Raw genomic sequence first — 19,616 nt, forward strand, 5'->3', positions numbered from 1 at the left:
GCGCATGATGATCCAGCGCCGAACCCGTACCCTCGCCGTGGCCTGCCTCCTCGCCGCCACCGCCACGCTGGCCGCCTCCGGCTGCTCCAAGTCGGAGGGCTCGGACAACGCGAGCGCTGACAGCAGCCAGGGCGCCCAGGAGGCCAAGTCCCCCGAGTCCTCCTCCGGTTCCGGCTGCTCGCTGCAGAGCTACGGGGCGCCCAAGCTGGACCTGAAGAACGCGGTGGTCGGCTTCTCCCAGTCGGAGAAGGAGGCCAACCCGTTCCGGATCGCCGAGACCAAGTCCATCAAGGACGAGGCGGCGAAGGTCGGCGTCAAGAAGCTGCTCACCACCAACGCCCAGTCGCAGCTGTCCAAGCAGATCAGCGACATCCAGGACATGCTCTCGCAGGGTGCCCAGTTCCTCATCGTCGCCCCGCTGAACTCCGACGGCCTGGAGCCGGCGCTGAAGGCCGCCGCCGCCAAGAAGGTCCCGGTCCTCACCATCGACCGCAAGCTCAACTCCACCGCGTGCAAGGACTACGTGTCCTTCCTCGGCTCCGACTTCGTCGAGCAGGGCAAGCGCGCGGCCGACGCGATGATCAAGACGACCGGTGGCAAGGGCAAGGTCGCCATCCTGCTCGGCACCTCGGGCAACAACACGACCACCGACCGCACCAAGGGCTTCGTCGACCAGCTCAAGGCCAAGGCGCCCGGACTGCAGATCGTCGCCCAGCAGACCGGTGAGTTCGCCCGCGACAAGGGCCAGCAGGTCATGGAGCAGCTCATCCAGTCCAAGCCCGACATCACCGCCGTCTACGCGGAGAACGACGAGATGGGACTGGGCGCGCTCACCGCGCTGAAGGCCGCCGGCAAGAAGCCCGGCAAGGACGTCAAGATCGTCTCCGTCGACGGCACCCGCAACGCCGTCCAGGCCCTGGTCAACGGCGAGTACAACGCCGTCATCGAGTCGAACCCGCGCTTCGGCCCGCTGGCCTTCTCGACCGCCCAGAAGTTCTACGGCGGCGAGTCGATCCCGGAGAACGTCATCATCTCCGACCGTGCCTACGACGAGTCCAACGCCAAGGGCTCGCTCGGCGGCGCGTTCTGACCGTCACCGGCCCCACCTGCCCGTAGTAACCGCGGGGGAGTTCGCCGGGCCGGGGGCGGGACGCGTACCGATCCGTACGCGCCCGCCCCGGCCCGCACCGCCCCCGGCGTAGCACCGCCGCCGTGACGCTCCCACCCGTCACGGCGGCCACCGGGCCCACATCCTTGGAAGAGCGGAAGGCCAAGACCAGCCATGGCACCACCCGAAGCAGTACCGCAGCCGCCGCAGCCGGCCGCCGACGCGGAGGAGCCGAGCACGACCGGCGCCCTCGTGAAGGAGGCCACCGGCACGAAGGAGGCCACCGGCACGAAGGCCGCCACCGGCACGAAGGCCGCCACCGGCACGGGCGCGCCGGACGGCTCCGCCCCGGCCGTCCTCGAAGCGCGCTCGGTGAGCAAGCGATTCCCGGGCGTCGTAGCCCTGGACGGCGTCTCCTTCTCCCTGCGCGCCGGGGAGACCCACGCACTGGTGGGGGAGAACGGAGCCGGAAAGTCCACCCTGATCAAGGTGCTGACCGGGGTGTACCAGCCCGACGAGGGCGAGCTGCGGCTGACCGGAGAACAGATCGCCTTCGGCCGCCCGTTCGAGGCTCAGCAGGCGGGCATCTCCACGATCTACCAGGAGGTGAACCTCGTCCCGCTGATGAGCGTGGCGCGCAACATCTTCCTCGGGCGAGAGCCCAAGAACCGTTTCGGCCTGATCGACTTCTCCCGGATGAACCGCGAGACCAGCGAACTGCTCGACGGCTTCGGCGTCCGCGTCGACCCCAAGCGGCCGTTGCACACCCTGGGCATCGGCACCCAGCAGATGGTCGCGCTGGCCCGCGCCGTCTCGGTCAACGCCCAGGTCGTCATCATGGACGAACCCACCTCCTCGCTGGAGCCGCGCGAGGTCGAGACCCTCTTCCGGGTCATCGAGGACCTGCGCGCACGCGGTATCGCGGTGCTCTACGTCAGCCACCGCATGGACGAGCTCTACCGGATCTGCGACCGCGTCACCGTGCTCCGCGACGGCCGCCACATCCACACCGGCGACCTGGCCGACCTCGACCGCATGCAGCTCGTCTCGATGATGCTCGGCCGCGACATGGCCGAGGTCCGCCGCTCCGGCGTCACCAGCTTCGGCTCCGAGGGCCACGACGCCTCGCGTACCCCGGTACTCACCGCTTCCGGCCTCTCCCGCAACCACCAGCTCCACGACATATCACTGTCGTTGTACGCCGGTGAGGTGCTCGGCCTCGGCGGACTCCTCGGCTCCGGCCGCAGCGAGACCGCGAAGGCCCTGGCCGGTGCGCTCAACCTGGACTCCGGCGAGATCGGGATCGGCGGCCGCACCCTGCGCCGGCTCACCTCCGCCGGAGCCATCCGCGTCGGCATCAGCCTGCTCCCCGAGGACCGCAAGGCCGAAGGCATCGTCCCCGGACTCTCGGTGCGCGAGAACATCGTGCTGGCCGCGATGCCGCGCCTCTCCCGCGCGGGCGTCGTCTCCCGCGCCAGGCAGGACCGCATCGTCGAGATCTTCATGAAGCGGCTGCGGATCAAGGCGGCGAGCCCCGAACAGAAGGTCGGCGAGCTCTCCGGCGGCAACCAGCAGAAGGTACTGCTCGCCCGCTGGCTCTGCCTGGAACCCAAGGTGCTGCTGCTCGACGAGCCCACCCGGGGCATCGACGTCGGCGCCAAGGCCGAGGTCCAGAGCCTCATCGACGACCTCGCCCGCGAGGGACTCGCCGTCCTGCTCATCTCCTCCGACATCGAGGAACTCATCGAGGGCGCCGACCGCATCGTCGTCCTGCGCGGCGGCGCGGTCGCGGGCGAACTGGCGGGCGACGAGGTGGCCGAGAGCCATCTGCTCGAAGTGCTCGCCGACCACTCACCGGCGCCCGCAGGGAAGGCCCCGGCCGCTCAGGAGGACCCCCGATGACCCAGGCCACACTCTCCACCCCCGCCGCCCGCCCGTGGGCGCGGCTGCGCGACCCCGCCTGGTACCAGGAGTACGGGGTGTACCTCGCCGTCGCGGTGGTGCTCCTCTTCAACGCCCTGTTCACCGAGCACTTCATGACCGCGGACAACCTCCGTACCCAGCTCGTCCAGGTCGCGCCCATCGTCATCGTCGCCCTGGGCATGGCCCTGGTGATCGGCACCGAGGGCGTCGACCTCTCCGTCGGCTCGACCATGGCGGTGGCCGCGGCCCTCCTGCCGCTCTACCTCGGCTACGGGCTGGTCCCCGCGCTGGTCATGGCGCTGCTGGCCGGTGCGCTCGTCGGAGCGGTCAACGGCACGCTGGTCTCCCTCGTCGGGCTCCAGCCGATCGTCGCCACCCTCGCCCTGTTCGTCGGCGGCCGGGGACTGGCCCTGGTCATCGCGGACGGCCAGCTCAAGCAGATCGTCAACCCCGACCTGCTCTCGCTCGGCACCGGATCCTTCCTCGGCATCCCGCTGGTCGTACTCATCGCCGCGGTCCTCGCGGCCGCCGTCGCCTTCCTGGTCCAGCGCACCACCTTCGGCCGCCAGATCGTCGCCATCGGCGGCAACCGGTCCGCGGCCTCGCTCGCCGGACTGCCGGTGCGCCGCGTACTGATCGGTGTGTACGTGCTCTGCGGGGTGCTGGCGGCACTGGCCGGCATCCTCGCCACCGCCAGGCTCACCGCCAGCGACCCCTCCTCGCTCGGCTCCCTCATGGAGCTCTCCGCCATCACGGCCGTCGTGGTCGGCGGCACCCCGCTCAACGGCGGCTCCGTCCGGGTGCTCGGCACGGTCGCCGGCGCCCTGCTCATGCAGCTCCTGCGCGCCACCCTCGTCAAGCACGACCTGCCCGACTCAACCGCACAGATCGCCCAGGCGGCCATCATCATCGCCGCCGTCTACGTCGCCCGGGAGCGTCGGTCCCGATGAACGAAACCTCACCCGCACCGGTGGCCCAGGCCCCCGCACCGCGCAAGACCCCCGCAGCCGCGGCCGGTGGCCCGCCCGCCCCCGTGACCGGCGCACCGGCCCCGTTCGGACAGCGGCTCGCCGAGCTCCTCCAGCGCCAGGGCGTGCTCGCGGTCCTGCTCACGGTCGTGATCGTCGCGTCGTTCGTCTACCCGACGTTCGCCACCCTGGACAACGCCCGCGGCGTGACCGTCCAGGCGTCGTTCCTGGCGGTGGTCGCCCTCGGCATGACCATGGTCATCATCACCGGCGGCATCGACCTCTCCGTCGGATCGGTCTTCGCGCTGGGCGGTGTCCTCGCCGCCTGGGCCTCCCAGTGGGGCTTCCTGGCCGCACTGCTCGTGCCACTCGTGGCGTGCGGCGCCGTCGGGCTGCTCAACGGCTTCCTGGTCGCCCGCGCCGGAATGGCCCCCTTCATCGTCACCCTCGCCACTCTGCTGGGGGCCCGCGGCATCCTCCTCGCCATCACCGACGAGGGCGCCACCACCTACCTGATCCCCAAGGGCTCCGCCTTCGCCGAGCTCGGGCAGGGGAGCGTCTGGGGCTTCGGCTACCCGATCCTGATCGCCCTGGTGCTCTTCGGCGTCGGCGGTCTCCTCCTCCAGCGCACCTCGTTCGGGCAGACACTCTTCGCCGTCGGCGGCAGCAGCGACGCGGCCACCCTGATGGGCCTGCCCGTGGCCCGTACCAAGATGCTGGTCTACACGCTCAGCGGACTGCTCGCCGGACTCGCCGGCGCGCTCAACGCGGCCAGGCTGTCGTCCGGGGTCACCATCGTCGGCGTGGGCATGGAGCTCGACGCGATCTCCGCCGTCGTCATCGGCGGCACGCTCCTGATCGGCGGCGCCGGATCGATCAGCGGAACGCTCTGGGGCGTACTGCTGCTCGCCGTCATCCAGAACCTGATCAACCAGATCGGCTCGCTGAACTCCTCGTACCAGTCGGTGGTCAGTGGAGGGTTCCTTATCGTTGTCGTCGTGGCCCAGCGCTATCTGGCGCGCAGCCGCAGAACCACTTGAACCTGTGCCGGGGCCCAGGCCCCGGCACAGGCCGAGCCGAACCGGCGGAGCCGGGCCACCGCGCCTCAACGCGCGTCAAGTCGATTCAGGGAGTGCCGTGGGCGTCAGCCTCAAGGACGTTGCGCAACGGGCGGGCGTATCCATCAAGACCGTGTCGAACGTGGTGAACAACTACCAGCACGTCACACCGAAAATGCGCGCCAAGGTGCAGCAGGCCATCGACGAGCTCGGCTACCGGCCGAACCTCACCGCACGGCATCTGCGCAAGGGCCGCACGGGCATCATCGCGCTCGCCGTCCCCGAGTTCGGCAACCCCTACTTCGGGGAGCTGGCCGGAGAGGTCGTCGACGCGGCCGCCCGGCACGACTACACCGTGCTGGTCGACCACACGGGCGGGCTGCGGGAGAAGGAACTCCTGGTCAGCCAGGGATTCCGGTCCCATGTGATCGACGGCCTCATCCTCAGCCCCATCCACCTGGAGACCGAGGACCTGATGGCGCGGGCCGAGACCGCCCCGCTGGTGCTGCTGGGCGAGCGCGAGTACGAGGCGCCCTACGACCACATCGCCATCGACAACGTGGCGGCCTCCCGCGAGGCCGTACGCCACCTCATCGACCAGGGGAACCGGCGGATCGCCTTCCTCGGCTCGCGCACCGGCCGCGAACGGCAGCCGGCCCATCTCCGGCTGCGCGGCTGGCGGGAGGAGCTCGCCGCGGCGGGCATCACCCCCGACGAGTCACTCGTCGTGGTCACCGACGGCTACGGCCGCGAGGACGGCGCCACCGGGATGGCCGCACTCCTGGACCGGGGGGAACAGCCCGACGCCGTGTTCGCGTACAACGACCTCATCGCCATCGGGGCGATGCGCACCCTCTCCGAACGCGGTCTGCGCATCCCGGAGGACATCGCCGTCGTCGGCTTCGACGACATCGAGGAGAGCCTCTACGGAGCCACCACGCTGACCACGGTCGCCCCGGACAAGGAGGCCATCGCCCGGCTCGCCGTCGACAGCCTCGTGGAACGGCTCTCCGGCGACGCCTCGCCCGCCCCCCGGCGCCCCCGGCCCGGCTACCGGCTCATCGTCCGGGAGTCCACCGTCCCCCGGCCGGCCGGATCGTAGTACCCGTCCCGGCCGTCCGCTCCTCGCAAGGACCTCTGATGCCTCGCCCCACCGTGAACCGCAAACCGTTCGGCGCCCATGGCAACACGGACGTCGATGTCTGGACGCTCGACTCCGGCAGCGGAGTCCGCGCCGAGATCCTCACCTACGGCGGCATCCTGCACCGTCTCACCGTGCCGGACACCGGGGGAGCCCCCGCGTCGGTCGTCCGGTCGCTGCCGGGCCTGACCGACTACACGGGCGGCAACCCGTTCTTCGGCGCCCTCATCGGCCGCTTCGCCAACCGCATCGCGCACGGCCGCTTCACCCTCGACGGGGTGGCCCACCAGATCCCCGCCACCGACCGGGGACACGCCCTGCACGGCGGGCCCGAGGGATTCCACACCCGCGTCTGGCAGGCAGGCGGGGAGGCCACCGAGGTGGCCGCGAGGCTCCGGCTCACCCTGCACAGCCCCGACGGCGACATGGGATTTCCCGGCGCGCTGGACGTCATGGTGACCTACACCCTCAACACGGCGGGCACCCTCACCCTCGGCTACACCGCGACGACGGACCGCCCTACCGTCGTCAACCTCACCAACCACGCCTACTTCGACCTCGCCGCCAAGGGAGACATCCTCGGCCACACCCTCCAGGTGGACGCCGACAGCTACCTCCCCGTCGACGAGGACGGCATCCCCGAGGGCCCGGCCGCGCCGGTGCACGCCACCCCGTTCGACCTCACCACCCCGCGCACCGTCGGCGACCGGATCGCGCTCCCCGACGAACAGCTGCGCAGGGCGGGCGGCTTCGACCACTGCTGGATCATCCGGGACCGCAACACCGGTCTCAACCGCGCCGCCCGGCTCACCGCCCCCGGGGGCGGACGGATCATGGAGGTGTGGACCACCGAACCCGGCATCCAGGTCTACACCGCCAACCAGCTCGACGGCACCCTCGCCGCCCTCGGCGGCGGCCGCCACGACCGCCACAGCGCCGTCTGCCTGGAGACCCAGCACCTGCCCGACTCACCCAACCGGCCGGACCACCCCGGCACCGTGCTGCGCCCGGACGAGGTCTTCCGCAGCTACACCGAGTTCAGGTTCCCGCACCTCGCCGCTGGTTAGGTCCCGCGAATCGGCCCGGCCCGCGGATGTCGCACCCTCCGCGGGCCGGGCCTCCTGCGTGCGCCGCGCCACTCGCAGGTACGGACCCGCTGAACCGGCCTGCCCCGACGCGGCGTTGCCGCCACCGAGGTCCAGGACGTAGACCTGCGGGTCGTCCTTGCTGCTGCCCGTGCGGGTGGCCTGATACCCCGTCACTCCCCGCTTGGCGGTGGATGGTTCCCAGGTGAGGCCGGAGCCGCTGAGCATACGCATATCGAGGGCCCGAACGAGGGCTTTATCGGCAGAGCCGTCCCATGGCACAGGCGGTCCGGGAGGATGGCCGCGTGTTGGTCAGAACAGAGACGGTGCGGCAGGTCCCTTCGACGCCCGCGGTGGTCCGCGTGCACTGCGCGGTGGGAACCGCCGTGGTGCACTGGCAGGGCGCTGCGGACGGGCCGGACGCCGAACACCATGTCGAGTGGACCGTCGACGAGGACATCACCTGGGCCGCGAACACCCGGCCTGCCGCGTCCCCCACACCCAGACTCTCGCAGGACGCCGGCCGCGTCGTCTTCCGGGGCCGGCTCAGCCTCACGGAGGACAGCGTGGCCGTCCTGGACATGGGCGGGGCGCTGATCCTTTTCGACCTCGCCGGCCCGCGGCCCCCGGACGGCGCCGACGGGTCGTGGATCGAGGTTCACGTCGGCGGGGACCGCGTCAGCGTCTGGCCGTACCTGCCCTGACCCGCCATCACCTGAACGGCTCGCCCGCGCTCCCCGTCAGAACGCGTCCAGCCCGGTCAGCCCGGCGGAGAGCTCCCAGAGCCGGGAGGCCTCCTCCGGGTCTGTGGCCCAGGGCTTGACCCCGCCGACGAGCATGTCCTGCGTGGTTGCCGGTTCCGCGATGTCGCAGTCCTGGCAGTAGGCGCCCCCGTGGCTCTCCAGCAGCGGTGACGTCGCCGCCCATACAGCCGTCGCGGCGCCCTGCTCCGGGGACTTGAAGCCCGCCGCCGGCTTCCCGTCCGGGGTCACCCAGCCCTGCGCGAGCCACTCCTCGCGAGGGATGTGACGCTGCAACGGGGTGAGGATGCTGCCGGGGTGCACCGAGAAGGCCCGCAGGCCAAGGCCGGAGCCGAGGCTGTCGAGGTGCCGGGCGAAGAGGGCGTTGGCGGTCTTGGACTGTGCGTAGGCCAGCCAGCGGTCCTACCCGGCGCGGAAGTGGATGTCGTCCCAGCGGATGCCGGACAGGAAATGACCGGACGAGGCCACGGACACCACCCGTGCCCCCCCCGGAGGCAGCGGCCAGGGCGGGCCGGAGGTGGTGGACGAGCGCGAAGTGGCCGAGATGGTTGACCGCGAAGTGCGCCTCCCAGCCGGGTCCGATACGTGTTTCCGGGCATGCCATCACGCCCGCGCCGTTGATAAGGATGTCCAGGGAGCGGCCGGTGTCGAGGAAGCGCTCGCCGAAGGCCCCGATGCTCTCCTGATCCGCCAGATCGAGTGCGTGCACCTCCGTACCGAGGATGCCGTGCAGAGCGCGTTGGGCGGTCGCGGGCCGGCGGGCGGGGACGACGACATGTGCGCCCGCTCGGGCGAGAGCGCGGGTGGTCGCCAGCCCGGAGTCCGGAGTACCCGCCGGTGACCAGGGCGGTCGTGCCGGTCGGATCGATTCCGGCGAGAACGTCGTCGGCCGTGCTGTGGCACCGAATCCGGTGCCGATCCTGAGCTGCTTCGTGATCATCCCCCGACGCTAGGACTTGGACCGCACTCAAGGTCAAGGCGCAGGGCCGGCGTCCTCGGCAGACCGGCCCCAAGCTACGACGGATCTCGTATTATGGGAGCCCCGGACGAAGCGACGATGTGGAGCCACCGTGACCCCTGCCAGTGCGACAGAGCAGGCCGTCGGCGCGCGCACGCTGGCCCACCCGGCGCGGGAGGACATCAGGATCGAGGCGGTGCTGCACGCGCTCTCGGACCCGGTGCGGCTGTGCGTGGTGCGTGAACTGGCCGCCGCCGAGGAGGAGCTCACCTGTTCCCGGTTCGACCTTCCGGTGACAAAGTCGACCACCACCCACCATTTCCGGGTGCTGCGCGAGAGCGGCGTCGTCCAGCAGGTCTACCGGGGCACCGCCAAGATGAACGGGCTGCGCCGAGCGGACCTGGAGGCACTGTTCCCCGGACTGCTGGACCGGGTGCTGGAGGCGGCGAACCGGCAGGCGGACCGGCTCGGCGAGGGCTGAGGGCCCCCGCGCCGCCGCCGTCCGGTTCCGTACGGGCGAACCGCACGCCCGCCACCCGCCCCCGGCGCTCAGGGCGCGCGCGGGGTGTTCCGTCTTCCGTCAGGAGGTCAGGGCCCGCATCCGGCTGATCTCGGTGGTCTGCTGGGCGACGACGTCGTCGGCCATCTCCTCGACCTGGATGTTGTTGCCCTCCGAGAGCGCCTCTGTCGCCATGGTGACCGCGCCCTGGTGGTGGGTGATCATGAGCTTGAGGAACAGCTGGTCGAAGGCCTTGCCCTTCGCGGCCCGGAGCTTGTCCAGCTGGGCGTCGGTGGCCATGCCGGGCATGGCGTCGTGGTCGTGGCCCTCGGCCTGCTCCGGTTGGCCGTGGCGGCTGAGCCAGCCCTTCATCGCACCGATCTCCGGCTGCTGGGCGGCGGTGATGCGTTCGGCGACCCGCTTGACGGCGTCCGAGCCGGAGCGGGCGGGAACCAGCCGGGTCAGCACCAGCGCCTGGCCGTGGTGCTGGATCATCATGCGTACGTAGCGGACGTCCGCCGAGTTGGGGGTGTCCACACCCGCGGCGGCCTTCGCGGCCTGGGAGGCGGAGAGCGTACGTGCGGGCTCCCCCGGCTTTCCCGGCGCCACGACAGAACCGCCGCCGGCCGCACGGTCCTTGGAGCCGTCGCCGCCGCCTCCTCCGTCGCAGCCGGCCGAGGTGAGCACGACAGCGGTCACGGCGACGGCGAGTGCGAGTCCGCGGAACCGGCGGACATGACGACGAATCAACAAAGAGGCCTCCGTTGATATATGGCTGGTTGCGCTCTGTACTAGCACGTCAACGCACAGGTGCGCTCAGAAACTTTCATTACGTTCCTGTTGCCGTCTGTTGGGATGTCCATGGCAAAGACGATACTGCCGGAGTCCGTGAACCGGTCAACCACATTCGGCTCCATGGGAGGACGCAGTGACCCCGTTGCACACCATCCCGGTGCGGCGCAGACGTCTGGGCGTGGCGGCTGCCGCCGCCGGGCTCTTCGCCGCTCTGCTGATGGCCGGACCCGCGGCCGCCACCCCCGACCCGGGAGACTCGGCCGCGACCCCGGCCGAGGTCTCCACGAGTCAGGAGGCGGAGGCGACCGCCGCGATCAGGAGCGGTGAGATACCCGGCGTGGACGAGATCATCCACAGCCGCAACATCACCCACGTCGCCAACGTCCCGAAGGACGCCCTCCAGGGACTGAACACCGACCTGGCCTTCCAGGGCAAGTACGCCTTCGCCGGGAACTACGACGGCTTCAGGATCTTCGACATCAGCAACCCGAAGTCTCCGAAGACGGTCGCCCAGGTCCTGTGCCCAGGATCGCAGAACGACATCTCCGTCTCCGGGAACCTGCTGTTCCTGTCGACGGACTCCTCGCGCAGCGACAACTCGTGTGCGAGCACCACCCAGCCCGCCACGGAGAAGTCCTCCTGGGAGGGCATGAAGGTCTTCGACATCAGCGACAAGCGCAATCCGAAGTACGTCGCCGCCGTCGAGACCGCCTGCGGATCGCACACCCACACCATCGTCCCCGAGAGCAAGAACGTATACGTGTACGTCTCCTCGTACTCGCCGAGCGAGACGTTCCCCGACTGCCAGCCGCCGCACGACGGCATCTCCATCATCAAGGTGCCGCGCCAGGCACCGGAGAAGTCCCGCATCGTGAACTTCCCGGTGCTCTTCCCGGACGGCGGGAACCCGGGCGCGCCCGCCAACCCGGGTGTGTCCAAGACCACCGGCTGCCACGACATCACCGTGCTGCCCTCCAAGGACCTGGCCGCCGGCGCGTGCATGGGCGACGGGCTGCTGTTCTCCATCAAGGACCCGGAGAACCCCCGGATCATCGACCGGGTGCAGGACAACGTGAACTTCGCCTTCTGGCACTCGGCGACGTTCAACCAGCGTGCGGACAAGGTCGTCTTCACCGATGAGCTCGGCGGCGGTGGCGCCGCCACCTGCAACAAGGAGATCGGCCCCAAGCGCGGCGCCGACGGCATCTACGACATCGTCGGCAGGGGCGACCACCGCAAGCTGGTCTTCCGCAGCTACTTCAAGATCGACCGCCCGCAGGCCGACACCGAGGTCTGTGTCGCACACAACGGGTCGATCATCCCGGTCAAGGGCCGCGACCTGATGGTCCAGGCCTGGTACCAGGGCGGGGTCTCCATCTGGGACTTCACCGACTCGTCGAAGCCGAAGGAGATCGGCTACTTCGAGCGCGGACCCGTCACCCTGGACGAGGTCACCACGGCCGGCCCGTGGTCGGCGTACTACTACAACGGCTACATCTACTCCAACGACATCGAGAAGGGCTTCGACGTCCTGAGGATCGACGACCGGCGTACCGATCCGGCGAAGCGGGTGCGGACGGACGAGCTCAACGTCCAGACGCAGCCGGACTACTTCGACCGCTGAGCCGACGGCCGGTCCGCTGCTGGGGCGGGCCGGCCCGCGCGTCACCGCCACAGGATCCCGCCGGGTGCCTCACCCGGCGGGATCCGGCGGTTCCGGCGACGCCGGGGATCGCCGGACACCGGATGTCTCAGGCCGCCTCGTACCGGTGTGCCCGGCCGCCCCGCCACTCGACCCACTCGGGGCTGTCCAGAATCCGCTCGGGGTCGTCGAGCCCCGCGCCCTCCAGGAACACGATCACATCGTGGTCGGAGTGCGCGAGGCCGAGTATCTGGACCCGCCCGCCGCGCTGCACGGTGACGCGTCGCCCGCCTGAGGGGGACGGGCGGAAGATCACGATCGGGGGAGGTGTCATGCCTCCAGGGTGCGACGCGCCGGAGGCCGCCGCACCGTGAACCGGAAACCCGGCGCGGGGGCGTATCAGGGAGGCGCGCGGAGGATGGGCGGGGATGCCCGGCGGACGGCGCTCAGGCCGCGGACCGGTTGCCGGCGCCCGTGGCCGCGGCCCACTCGACCAGCAGTCGCTGGTACTCCTCCTCGTCCTCCGGCGAAAGATGTCCGCCCGAGCGCTGCCACAGCCGGCGAATGTCTTCATTCACCACTGCGGCGGAACGCACGGAGCCGGACGGGCACGGAGTCGGGGACATACCTACCAGGCTAAGGCCCGGATGTGACTATCAGACCCATTGCGCGCAAGGGACATCTCTCACATGTTCCTCAGGCAACCCCGGGCGCCAATCCGAGCTCCAGCAGCCCGTGCGGCCGCTCGGCCAGCGGCGCGTGCTCCACGAACCGCACCTCGCAGCCCACCGCGGCGGCCCCCGCGTCCGCGTGCCGGTCGTCACCGACCATCACCACATCCGTCGGATGCTGTCCGAGAAGTGTGCAGGCCGTGTGGAAAAGCTGTGCGTCCGGCTTCCGGGTGCCGTGCTCGAAGGACAGTACGTACGCGTCCACGAAGGCGTCCAGACCGTGTGCCCGGAAGACCGGCCGCAGGTCCCAGCCGATATTGCTCACCACGCCGATCCGGACGTCGCCCGAGGCCAGCGCGCCCAGCACCTCGGCCGCGTCCGGATACGGGCACCAGGCCTCCGGCGTCCGGTGCCGGTCGTACAGTGCGTCGTACAGCCCGGGATCCGGCAGTGCGACCTGGCGAGCCAGCCCGGTGTACGCGGCCCGGTGCGCGTCCGCGCTCCTGTCACGGGAGGCCCAGACCTCCGCCAGGTGCTCCGGAACCCGCTGCGGAGCGGGCCCGCCCGGCAGCGCGCCGGTGGCCTCCAGCTCCCGCGCGTACCGCTCGAAGGCGGCCTCGTCCACGCTCACCTTCCGCTCGGAGAGGGCGGCGGAGAGCCAAGACCGGACGGATTCGTTCCGGAACAGCGTCCCGGAGAAGTCGAAGAGCACACCCTTGATCGGCATGGCCACGATCCTCGCCGATGCGCCGACGGCGCCGCAAGGATGCCTGTTCAGGCGTCGTCCGAAGGCTGCTCACGGGCCCCGTACCGTTCGAATCCGGTCACCGTGAACGCGACCAGCGCGGCCCCCAGCAGCCACCCGCCCAGCACATCCGAGGGCCAGTGCACCCCCAGGTAGAGCCGGGTGGCACCGACCCCGAGCACCGAGACCCCCGCCGCCACCAGGGCCGCCCGCCACATCCCCGGGCCGGCGCCGTGCCGCCGCAGCAGCCACAGCAGCAGCCCGCAGCTCACCGTGGCGGTCATCGCGTGTCCGGAGGGGAACGCCGCGTAGTGGGCGGAGTCCACCGGGTCGGGCCACTGGGGCCGCTCCCGGTCCACAGCCGCCTTGATCGCCTGCTGGAGCAGGCTGCAGAGCACGCTGCTCGCGGCGACCCAGACCGCGAGCAGCCGGGCGCCGCGCCACCACAGGCCCACCACGGCGACGGCGATCAGTGCGCGCATCGTCCAGGGGTCCCACAGCCAGTCCGTCAGCACCCGGTTGACGTGGACGAGACCGGGCTCTGTCACCGCCCGCCGGTGGAGCGCTTCGACGACCGTGCGGTCCAGGCTCATCAGCGGAGACCACCGCGCGGCCATCAGGACCAGCAGTGCCAGGAAGAGGACCGCACAGACCGTCCCGGTCCGCAGGGCCTGCCGGGAGGTGCGGATGCGGTCCGGACGGGGGAGCGGCGGGGAGGAGAGCATGGGGGAATCCTCTCCGACACGAGGTGTACCGGGCCATTCGCGCTGCCCCGGCCCCGTACGTGTCCTGGCCCGGAGGTCGTGCCCCGGAGGCCGCGTCCAGGCTGCGAGCGTGTCCCGTCGGCAGGTGTGCCGCTAGCCCAGCGCGCTGATCGCCGGAACGAGCGCGACCAGCAGGGGGATCGCCGGGACGAGCGCGGCCGCCGCGGTGAGCCGCAGCCGACGGGCCGCGGTGAGCCGCCCGGCGGGGGCGAGCAGCCGGTCGACCCGGAGCGGCACCTGCGCGTCCGGTGTCGGGCTCGGGCCGAACACGCCCCGGTCCTCGTTGAGTTCGACCAGTGCCAGGGCGGTCGTCAGCCGGCCGAAGCGGCGTGACGCCACATCGTCGGCGGCCAGTTCGACGAGCCGGTGCATCTCACCGCGGAACGCCGCGAACACCGGCACCTGCGGAAAACCGGAGGCCAGCGCCGCGGAGCAGTTCAGCAGCCAGTCGTGGCGCGCCTTCGCGTGGCCCTGCTCATGGGCGAGCACCGCATCGAGCTGACGGCCCTTCAGCCTTCCCAGCGCTGCGGTGGTGATGACCAGTTGGGGCGCCGTACCGGGCAGCCACCAGGCGTCGGGGCGCTCGCCCTCCAGTACCACCAGCCGTTCCGCGCCGGGCTCCTCGCCGGGCATCAGCGGGGAACGCACCAGGAGTTCGGCGCGCCGCTGCCTGCGCCGCCGCCGCGACCGGCGGATCTCGCGGGTCAGCATGGCGGCCGTCCACACCCCGCCCAGTGCCAGCAGCACGGCCATCACGGCCGACCAGGGTCCGTACGCCGCCAGGGCGTAGGCCTCGACCACGGCGTGCGGCGCGGGCGCGAACACATGGCCTCGTACCGCCTGCCAGGCCGCGGCGGCGCTGAACGTCATGGACAGGGCGAAGGAGATCAGCACGCCGGCCACCACGCACTGCCACACCCACAGCGCCACAACGGGCTCGCGCTCCGGCCATTCGGCCCGCGCCATCAGCCGCGGGGTCACGACGGCGGCCAGTGCACCGAGCAGCAGCAGCGCGAGGGAGACCAACATGGGCGTCACCCTATGAGGGGCACGGTTCACACGGGTATGGCTGCGCTCGGCAAGTGACGTACGCCACGGTTTGCCGGGCCCGCTGTCTCACAGGGTGAGCAGCATCGCGAACATGGATATCCCCATGGTCAGGCGGCAGGCCAGGGCCAGCTCCGGCCGGGCCGCCCAGCCCCCCGGCACCGGCCCGCCACCGGCCACCACCCCGCCACCGCTCGCCGTCACGGCCACCGGGATCAGCCGGGCGCCCGAACGCAGCACATAGGCGGCGTAGTAGACGAGGAGCAGCCCGGTCAGCAGCGGAACGCCCCCGGCCGCGGCCATGGTGTGGGCGCCGTGACCGCCGTGGGCCGCCGTTCCCGGGCCCGCCATGGCGACGGCCATGTAGACCATCGCCGACGAACCGACCAGATGATGCAGATGGTGACCGCTGCGGCGGGAGAACCAGAGGGCGCGCAGGGCGGCGACGCCGAACAGTGCCGCGTACACGGCCCATGCCCACGCGGGCGGGGCGAAGACGGCGGCGGGCACCGCCATGGCGGCCATGCCGAAGCCCATCAGCGCCTCCGCGCGCGCCGTTCTGCGCTCCTCGCCGGTCCCGGCGCGGGTACGCAGCAGGCAGTACGCGCCCGTCAGCGCGCACAACGCCATCAGCAGCCAGCCGGACATCGCCGGTCCATGCACAGCAGACCTCCCCCGGGCGAACGACTTCGCCGTCGCCTAGTCGATGCCCGGGGCCGGACGCCTGTACGCGGCGCACTGGAGTACTGGGGGAGCGCGCGGCGGTGGTGTATTGCGGATGCGCCTGGTGCGAGCGGTCCCGGACGTCAGGGCCTGAACCGCAGAGGATGGTCCTCCGGCACCTCGACGACGGCGATCCGGACCCCGTCCGGATCGGAGATCCACATCTCGTCGAGCCCCCAGGGCTCACGCCTCGGCGCCCGCAGCACCTCCACGCTCCGGGCCGACACCTCCTCGTACGCCGCCCGCACATCGGCCACCTGGAGCCACAGCAGCAGCCCGGGGGACGGTGGCGCGTCGCCCCGGCCGGACACCTCCAGGAAACCGCCGCCCAGGAAGTAGACCGTCCCCCGCTCGGGGCCGGTACCGAACTCCCGGTAGACGGGCAGGCCGAGGGACTCCCCGTAGAAGACACGTGACCGTTCGGGATCCGTGGGGCGCAACAGGATCCGGCTGCTCAGCACATGAACCATGCTCCGGAGCGTAGGCCGGTTCCGGAGAGCTACGCTGCTGCGGCACGGCTACACGGAGAATCGGAGAGACCCCTCATGGACACCGCACCGCCCCGGGACTCGGGAGAGCTGACCTTCCGCGACGCGACCGACGCGGATGTGCCCGCACTCGTGGAGCTCATCCAGGCCGCGTACCGCGGTGACTCCAGCCGTGCGGGCTGGACCACGGAGGCGGACATCCTGAAGGGGCAGCGGACCGACCCGGAGGGGGTCCGTGCGGTGGTGGAGGACCCCCGCAGCAGGCTGCTCGTGGTGGAGCGCGACGGCGCGCCGGTCGCCTGCTGCCAGCTGGAGCACCGGGGAGAAACCGCCTACTTCGGAATGTTCGCGGTCCGCCCCTCGCTCCAGGGCGGCGGCCTCGGCAAGGTGATCATCGCGGAGGCCGAGCGCACCGTCCGGGAGAGCTGGGGGGTGCGGGAGATGCAGATGACCGTGATATCGGTCCGGGAGGACCTGATCGCCTGGTACGAGCGCCGCGGCTACCGCCGTACGGGAAAGATGAGTCCGTTCCCGTACGGCGATGAGCGCTTCGGGATCCCGCAGCGCGACGATCTCGCCTTCGAACTGCTGGTCAAGGACCTGCCGGCCGGCTGACCAGCGGCTATGCGGTGAAGCGGCCCGCGCGGCGGATCTCCGGGAAGTCGGTCGTCGCGCCGTCGAGCCCGAGTCCGCGCGCGAGCCGCAGGTGGTCCTGGGTGTTGACCACCCAGCCGACCACGGTCAGCCCCTCGGCGTGCGCCTTCTCGACCAGCTCCAGGGTGATGCGCCGGACGTTGAGCACCAGCCGGGTGGCGCCCACCGCCTTCGCGCGGTCCACCACGTCCTTGCCCCAGCGGCTGGCCACGAGCGCCGTCCGCACCCCCGGCACCAACTGCGCGATCTCGGCGATGGCCTCGTCGTGGAACGAGATCACCTCGACCCGGTCGACGAGTTCGCGCCGCCGCATCACCTCGGCCAGGGTGCGGGCGGCGGCCACGTCCTTGATCTCGGCCTGCATCGCGGAGCCCACCGCGTCCAGGACCTCCTCGAAGAACGGGACCCGTTCGCCCTGGCCGGCGTCGAGTCCGCGCAGCTCGGCCCTGGTCTTCTCGGCGATCGGGCCCTTGCCGTCGGTCGTACGGTCGACGTCGGCGTCGTGCATGACGGCGAGGGCGCCGTCCTTGCTCAGGTGAAGATCCAGTTCGATGAGGTCCATCCCGGCCTGCTCGGCGTGGACGAACGAACGCAGGGTGTTCTCCGGTTCGACACCCATCACGCCGCGGTGACCGATGGTGAGAAAAGACAAGGCACTCTCGCTTCCGATTTCGACGGCGTCTCCCCGTGTTCTGCTCATACCCACTACCCGCAGGGCGCCGCGGCATGACCCCGTTCCGGCCCTCAGTACCCCGTAGCGGCGAGCGGGGCGGCCGGGCGGGGGAGCGGGGCGCCGTAACCCCGGACATCGGCTGCACCGAGCAGGAACCCGGTGATGACTGCGGCGATCAGGACGGCACGGATGCTCACGCGGTGGTTCTCCGGAGTGCTGCGGGAAGGTGGTACGGGAAGAGCTGACGCCGTCCGTCCTATCGGCCGCGGCGCGTGCTCCGCGAACTGCGTCACTCATGCGTGGGCGTGTCCCGCGCGGAGTTGTCGGACCACCCCTCCCATGGGTACTGGCGCAACGAAGGGGTCCCGCACTGCCACGCGACAGGAAAAAACGCGGTGACCATGGGGTCGGACAGGATAATTTCCATGACTCCACTTGTCTCGGGGAACCGCAGACCGATACGGTTACTTGACGCGAGGTTCTCCCGTGGAGGAAGTGTTATGACGGAAATTCTTGTGCACGACGTAGCAGCCAACGGCATATCTGCCGCCCAGCGGGTGATCGATCACCCGGCCTGGCCTGCGCTCAAGAATGCCGTGGAGGAGATCCGCCCCTGGCAGTCCAAGGACGGGTCCATTGACTTCGGGGCCGAGGGCGCGCCTTCGCCCGCCGTCGCCGGGGCGGCCCTGGAACGGGTCACCGCCGCTGTCGAACAGCTTGCCCCGCTGCTTCCGCACGACGCCGCGTACCACCGGGCCCTGGTCGAGGACCTGCGCCGCTGGGCGTCCGAAGGCTTCGGCATCCCCGACTTCCTCGACTCGCTGCTCGCCTTCCAGCCGGCCAAGGGGCGCGCCGACGGCCTGCAGCACCTGGTCGTCTTCGCGATGTACACGCAGAACGGCAACCCCGACCGCAACCTCGAAGCGGTCGTGCTCCGGATGGTCTGGCCCGAGTGGCTCGCGGACCTGGAGGCGACCCGCTACGACAACCCGCTGTTCTGCGGGATCACCTTCGAGGACTTCACCTCCGGCTACGACACCAACTCCGCGGTGCTCTTCCCGGAGACGATCGCGGTGCGTGAGGCCCCCGAGCGCTTCAGCTGGGGCGGCATCTTCTGCGACCGAGAGGCCGCCCGCTTCCGCCGGGTCACCGAGGCGTCCGTCGAGCTCCTCGGCGTCGAGCTGCCCGACGACATCCGCGAGATGGTGGGCGACCAGCGACGCTGCGAGCAGGCCTTCGTGCTCTGGGACATGGTCCACGACCGCACCCACAGCCACGGTGACCTGCCGTTCGACCCGTTCATGATCAAGCAGCGCCAGCCGTTCTGGATGTACGGCCTCGAAGAGCTGCGCTGCGACCTCACCGCCTTCCGGGAGGCCGTGAAGCTGGAGGCCGACGGCTTCGGCCAGGGCCGCGACGTGCAGTACGCCGTGCTGTTCGACCGGATGTTCCGCTTCCCGGTCACCGGCGAGCGCGTCCGCAACTACGACGGTCTCGGCGGCCAGCTCCTCTTCGCGTACCTCCACAAGCACGATGTCGTGCGCTGGACCGACAACACCCTGAAGATCGACTGGGAGCTGGCCCCGCAGATCACCAACCAGCTCTGCGGCGAGATCGAGAAGCTCTACCGCGACGGCATCGACCGCCCGAAGCTCGTCCACTGGTTCGCCGCGTACGACCTGGTCTCCACCTACCTGGCACCGCACCCCGGATCCCGCTGGGCCAAGGGTCCCGACGCCCTGGACCTCTCCCAGCCGCCCCGCAAACTCGTTGACGACGTGCTTCCGGACGAGTTTCCCCTGAGCATGTTCTATGAGGCGCTTTCCAAGAAGCTGAAGAACGTGATCGCCTCCACCAAGGGCATCACCGCCGCGGACGCCGGGCAGGCGGCCGCGTGAGCACACGGAGCGAGG

Annotated in this window: 21 protein-coding genes and 1 pseudogene; 11 read left to right on the forward strand and 11 right to left on the reverse strand. The window is 70.7% G+C overall.

The features are described 5' to 3' along the window. The first annotated feature begins 4 nt into the window (after window positions 1-4). The 7 genes from RLT59_RS35840 to RLT59_RS35870 all read left to right on the forward strand — a co-directional run bounded on the left by RLT59_RS35840 (window position 5) and on the right by RLT59_RS35870 (window position 7,987). Window positions 5-1,090, forward strand: coding sequence for an ABC transporter substrate-binding protein (locus tag RLT59_RS35840; protein WP_311307242.1), 1,086 nt, complete (start codon window positions 5-7; stop codon window positions 1,088-1,090). A 192-nt stretch (window positions 1,091-1,282) separates the two neighbouring features. Next, complete coding sequence (locus tag RLT59_RS35845; protein WP_311307243.1) at window positions 1,283-3,010, forward strand: sugar ABC transporter ATP-binding protein; 1,728 nt, start codon at window positions 1,283-1,285, stop codon at window positions 3,008-3,010. Further along, entirely contained in the window at window positions 3,007-3,981 is a 975-nt protein-coding gene (locus RLT59_RS35850) for an ABC transporter permease (protein WP_311307244.1), read from the forward strand. Before RLT59_RS35845 ends, RLT59_RS35850 begins: the two co-directional genes overlap by 4 nt. After that, a complete protein-coding gene (locus tag RLT59_RS35855; RefSeq protein WP_311307245.1) occupies window positions 3,978-5,039 on the forward strand; it encodes an ABC transporter permease in 1,062 nt (353 codons plus the stop codon). The genes RLT59_RS35850 and RLT59_RS35855 overlap by 4 nt, the downstream gene beginning before the upstream one ends. Before the next feature lie 97 nt (window positions 5,040-5,136). Then, a complete protein-coding gene (locus RLT59_RS35860; RefSeq protein WP_311307246.1) occupies window positions 5,137-6,159 on the forward strand; it encodes a LacI family DNA-binding transcriptional regulator in 1,023 nt (340 codons plus the stop codon). Window positions 6,160-6,197: 38 nt separating this feature from the next. Further along, window positions 6,198-7,265 (forward strand): aldose epimerase family protein, encoded by a 1,068-nt coding sequence (locus tag RLT59_RS35865; protein WP_311307247.1) that lies wholly within the window; start codon window positions 6,198-6,200, stop codon window positions 7,263-7,265. Window positions 7,266-7,588: 323 nt separating this feature from the next. Beyond that, the gene (locus RLT59_RS35870; RefSeq protein WP_311307248.1) at window positions 7,589-7,987 is read left to right on the forward strand and encodes a hypothetical protein; all 399 of its coding nucleotides are present in this window, start codon (window positions 7,589-7,591) and stop codon (window positions 7,985-7,987) included. 36 nt (window positions 7,988-8,023) lie between these two features. On the opposite strand, the pseudogene RLT59_RS35875 reads toward RLT59_RS35870, so the two are convergent. Further along, a pseudogene (locus RLT59_RS35875) lies at window positions 8,024-8,984 on the reverse strand (SDR family NAD(P)-dependent oxidoreductase). A gap of 130 nt (window positions 8,985-9,114) precedes the next feature. Here RLT59_RS35875 and RLT59_RS35880 point away from each other — a divergent pair. After that, window positions 9,115-9,483, forward strand: a complete 369-nt coding sequence (locus RLT59_RS35880; RefSeq protein ID WP_311307249.1) for an ArsR/SmtB family transcription factor — start codon at window positions 9,115-9,117, stop codon at window positions 9,481-9,483. Between the two features lie 99 nt (window positions 9,484-9,582). Here RLT59_RS35880 and RLT59_RS35885 read toward each other — a convergent pair whose 3' ends face one another. After that, window positions 9,583-10,254, reverse strand: a complete 672-nt coding sequence (locus tag RLT59_RS35885; RefSeq protein ID WP_399126677.1) for a DUF305 domain-containing protein — start codon at window positions 10,252-10,254, stop codon at window positions 9,583-9,585. Between the two features lie 175 nt (window positions 10,255-10,429). On the opposite strand from RLT59_RS35885, the gene RLT59_RS35890 reads away from it, so the two are divergent. Then, on the forward strand, window positions 10,430-11,920 hold the full coding sequence (locus RLT59_RS35890) for an LVIVD repeat-containing protein (protein ID WP_311307250.1): 1,491 nt from the start codon (window positions 10,430-10,432) through the stop codon (window positions 11,918-11,920). A gap of 127 nt (window positions 11,921-12,047) precedes the next feature. Here the strand turns inward: RLT59_RS35890 and RLT59_RS35895 are convergent, their stop codons facing one another. The 7 genes from RLT59_RS35895 to RLT59_RS35925 form a co-directional block, all read right to left on the reverse strand. Next, on the reverse strand, window positions 12,048-12,272 hold the full coding sequence (locus RLT59_RS35895) for a hypothetical protein (protein ID WP_311307251.1): 225 nt from the start codon (window positions 12,270-12,272) through the stop codon (window positions 12,048-12,050). Window positions 12,273-12,384: 112 nt separating this feature from the next. Continuing rightward, the gene (locus RLT59_RS35900) at window positions 12,385-12,564 is read right to left on the reverse strand and encodes a hypothetical protein (protein ID WP_311307252.1); all 180 of its coding nucleotides are present in this window, start codon (window positions 12,562-12,564) and stop codon (window positions 12,385-12,387) included. Between the two features lie 70 nt (window positions 12,565-12,634). Further along, on the reverse strand, window positions 12,635-13,336 hold the full coding sequence (locus RLT59_RS35905; RefSeq protein WP_311307253.1) for an HAD family hydrolase: 702 nt from the start codon (window positions 13,334-13,336) through the stop codon (window positions 12,635-12,637). 47 nt (window positions 13,337-13,383) lie between these two features. Then, a complete protein-coding gene (locus RLT59_RS35910) occupies window positions 13,384-14,079 on the reverse strand; it encodes a phosphatase PAP2 family protein (RefSeq protein WP_311307254.1) in 696 nt (231 codons plus the stop codon). Window positions 14,080-14,211: 132 nt separating this feature from the next. Next, the gene (locus RLT59_RS35915; protein ID WP_311307255.1) at window positions 14,212-15,147 is read right to left on the reverse strand and encodes a M56 family metallopeptidase; all 936 of its coding nucleotides are present in this window, start codon (window positions 15,145-15,147) and stop codon (window positions 14,212-14,214) included. 87 nt (window positions 15,148-15,234) lie between these two features. Further along, a complete protein-coding gene (locus tag RLT59_RS35920; RefSeq protein WP_311307256.1) occupies window positions 15,235-15,828 on the reverse strand; it encodes a DUF5134 domain-containing protein in 594 nt (197 codons plus the stop codon). Between the two features lie 143 nt (window positions 15,829-15,971). Further along, the gene (locus RLT59_RS35925) at window positions 15,972-16,358 is read right to left on the reverse strand and encodes a VOC family protein (RefSeq protein WP_311307257.1); all 387 of its coding nucleotides are present in this window, start codon (window positions 16,356-16,358) and stop codon (window positions 15,972-15,974) included. 75 nt (window positions 16,359-16,433) lie between these two features. Here RLT59_RS35925 and RLT59_RS35930 point away from each other — a divergent pair, with 75 nt between their 5' ends. Continuing rightward, window positions 16,434-16,991: a GNAT family N-acetyltransferase gene (locus RLT59_RS35930; RefSeq protein WP_311307258.1), complete on the forward strand. Its 558-nt coding sequence runs from the start codon at window positions 16,434-16,436 to the stop codon at window positions 16,989-16,991. 7 nt (window positions 16,992-16,998) lie between these two features. Here RLT59_RS35930 and RLT59_RS35935 read toward each other — a convergent pair whose 3' ends face one another. Continuing rightward, window positions 16,999-17,682: a glycerophosphodiester phosphodiesterase gene (locus tag RLT59_RS35935; RefSeq protein ID WP_311307259.1), complete on the reverse strand. Its 684-nt coding sequence runs from the start codon at window positions 17,680-17,682 to the stop codon at window positions 16,999-17,001. Between the two features lie 92 nt (window positions 17,683-17,774). Then, window positions 17,775-17,900: a hypothetical protein gene (locus RLT59_RS35940; protein WP_311307260.1), complete on the reverse strand. Its 126-nt coding sequence runs from the start codon at window positions 17,898-17,900 to the stop codon at window positions 17,775-17,777. Window positions 17,901-18,203: 303 nt separating this feature from the next. Between RLT59_RS35940 and RLT59_RS35945 the strand changes: the two genes are divergently transcribed. Beyond that, complete coding sequence (locus RLT59_RS35945) at window positions 18,204-19,601, forward strand: DUF6421 family protein (protein ID WP_311307261.1); 1,398 nt, start codon at window positions 18,204-18,206, stop codon at window positions 19,599-19,601. Window positions 19,602-19,616: the final 15 nt, after the last annotated feature.

Source organism: Streptomyces sp. ITFR-6, assembly GCF_031844725.1.
Classification (GTDB): Bacteria; Actinomycetota; Actinomycetes; order Streptomycetales; family Streptomycetaceae; genus Streptomyces.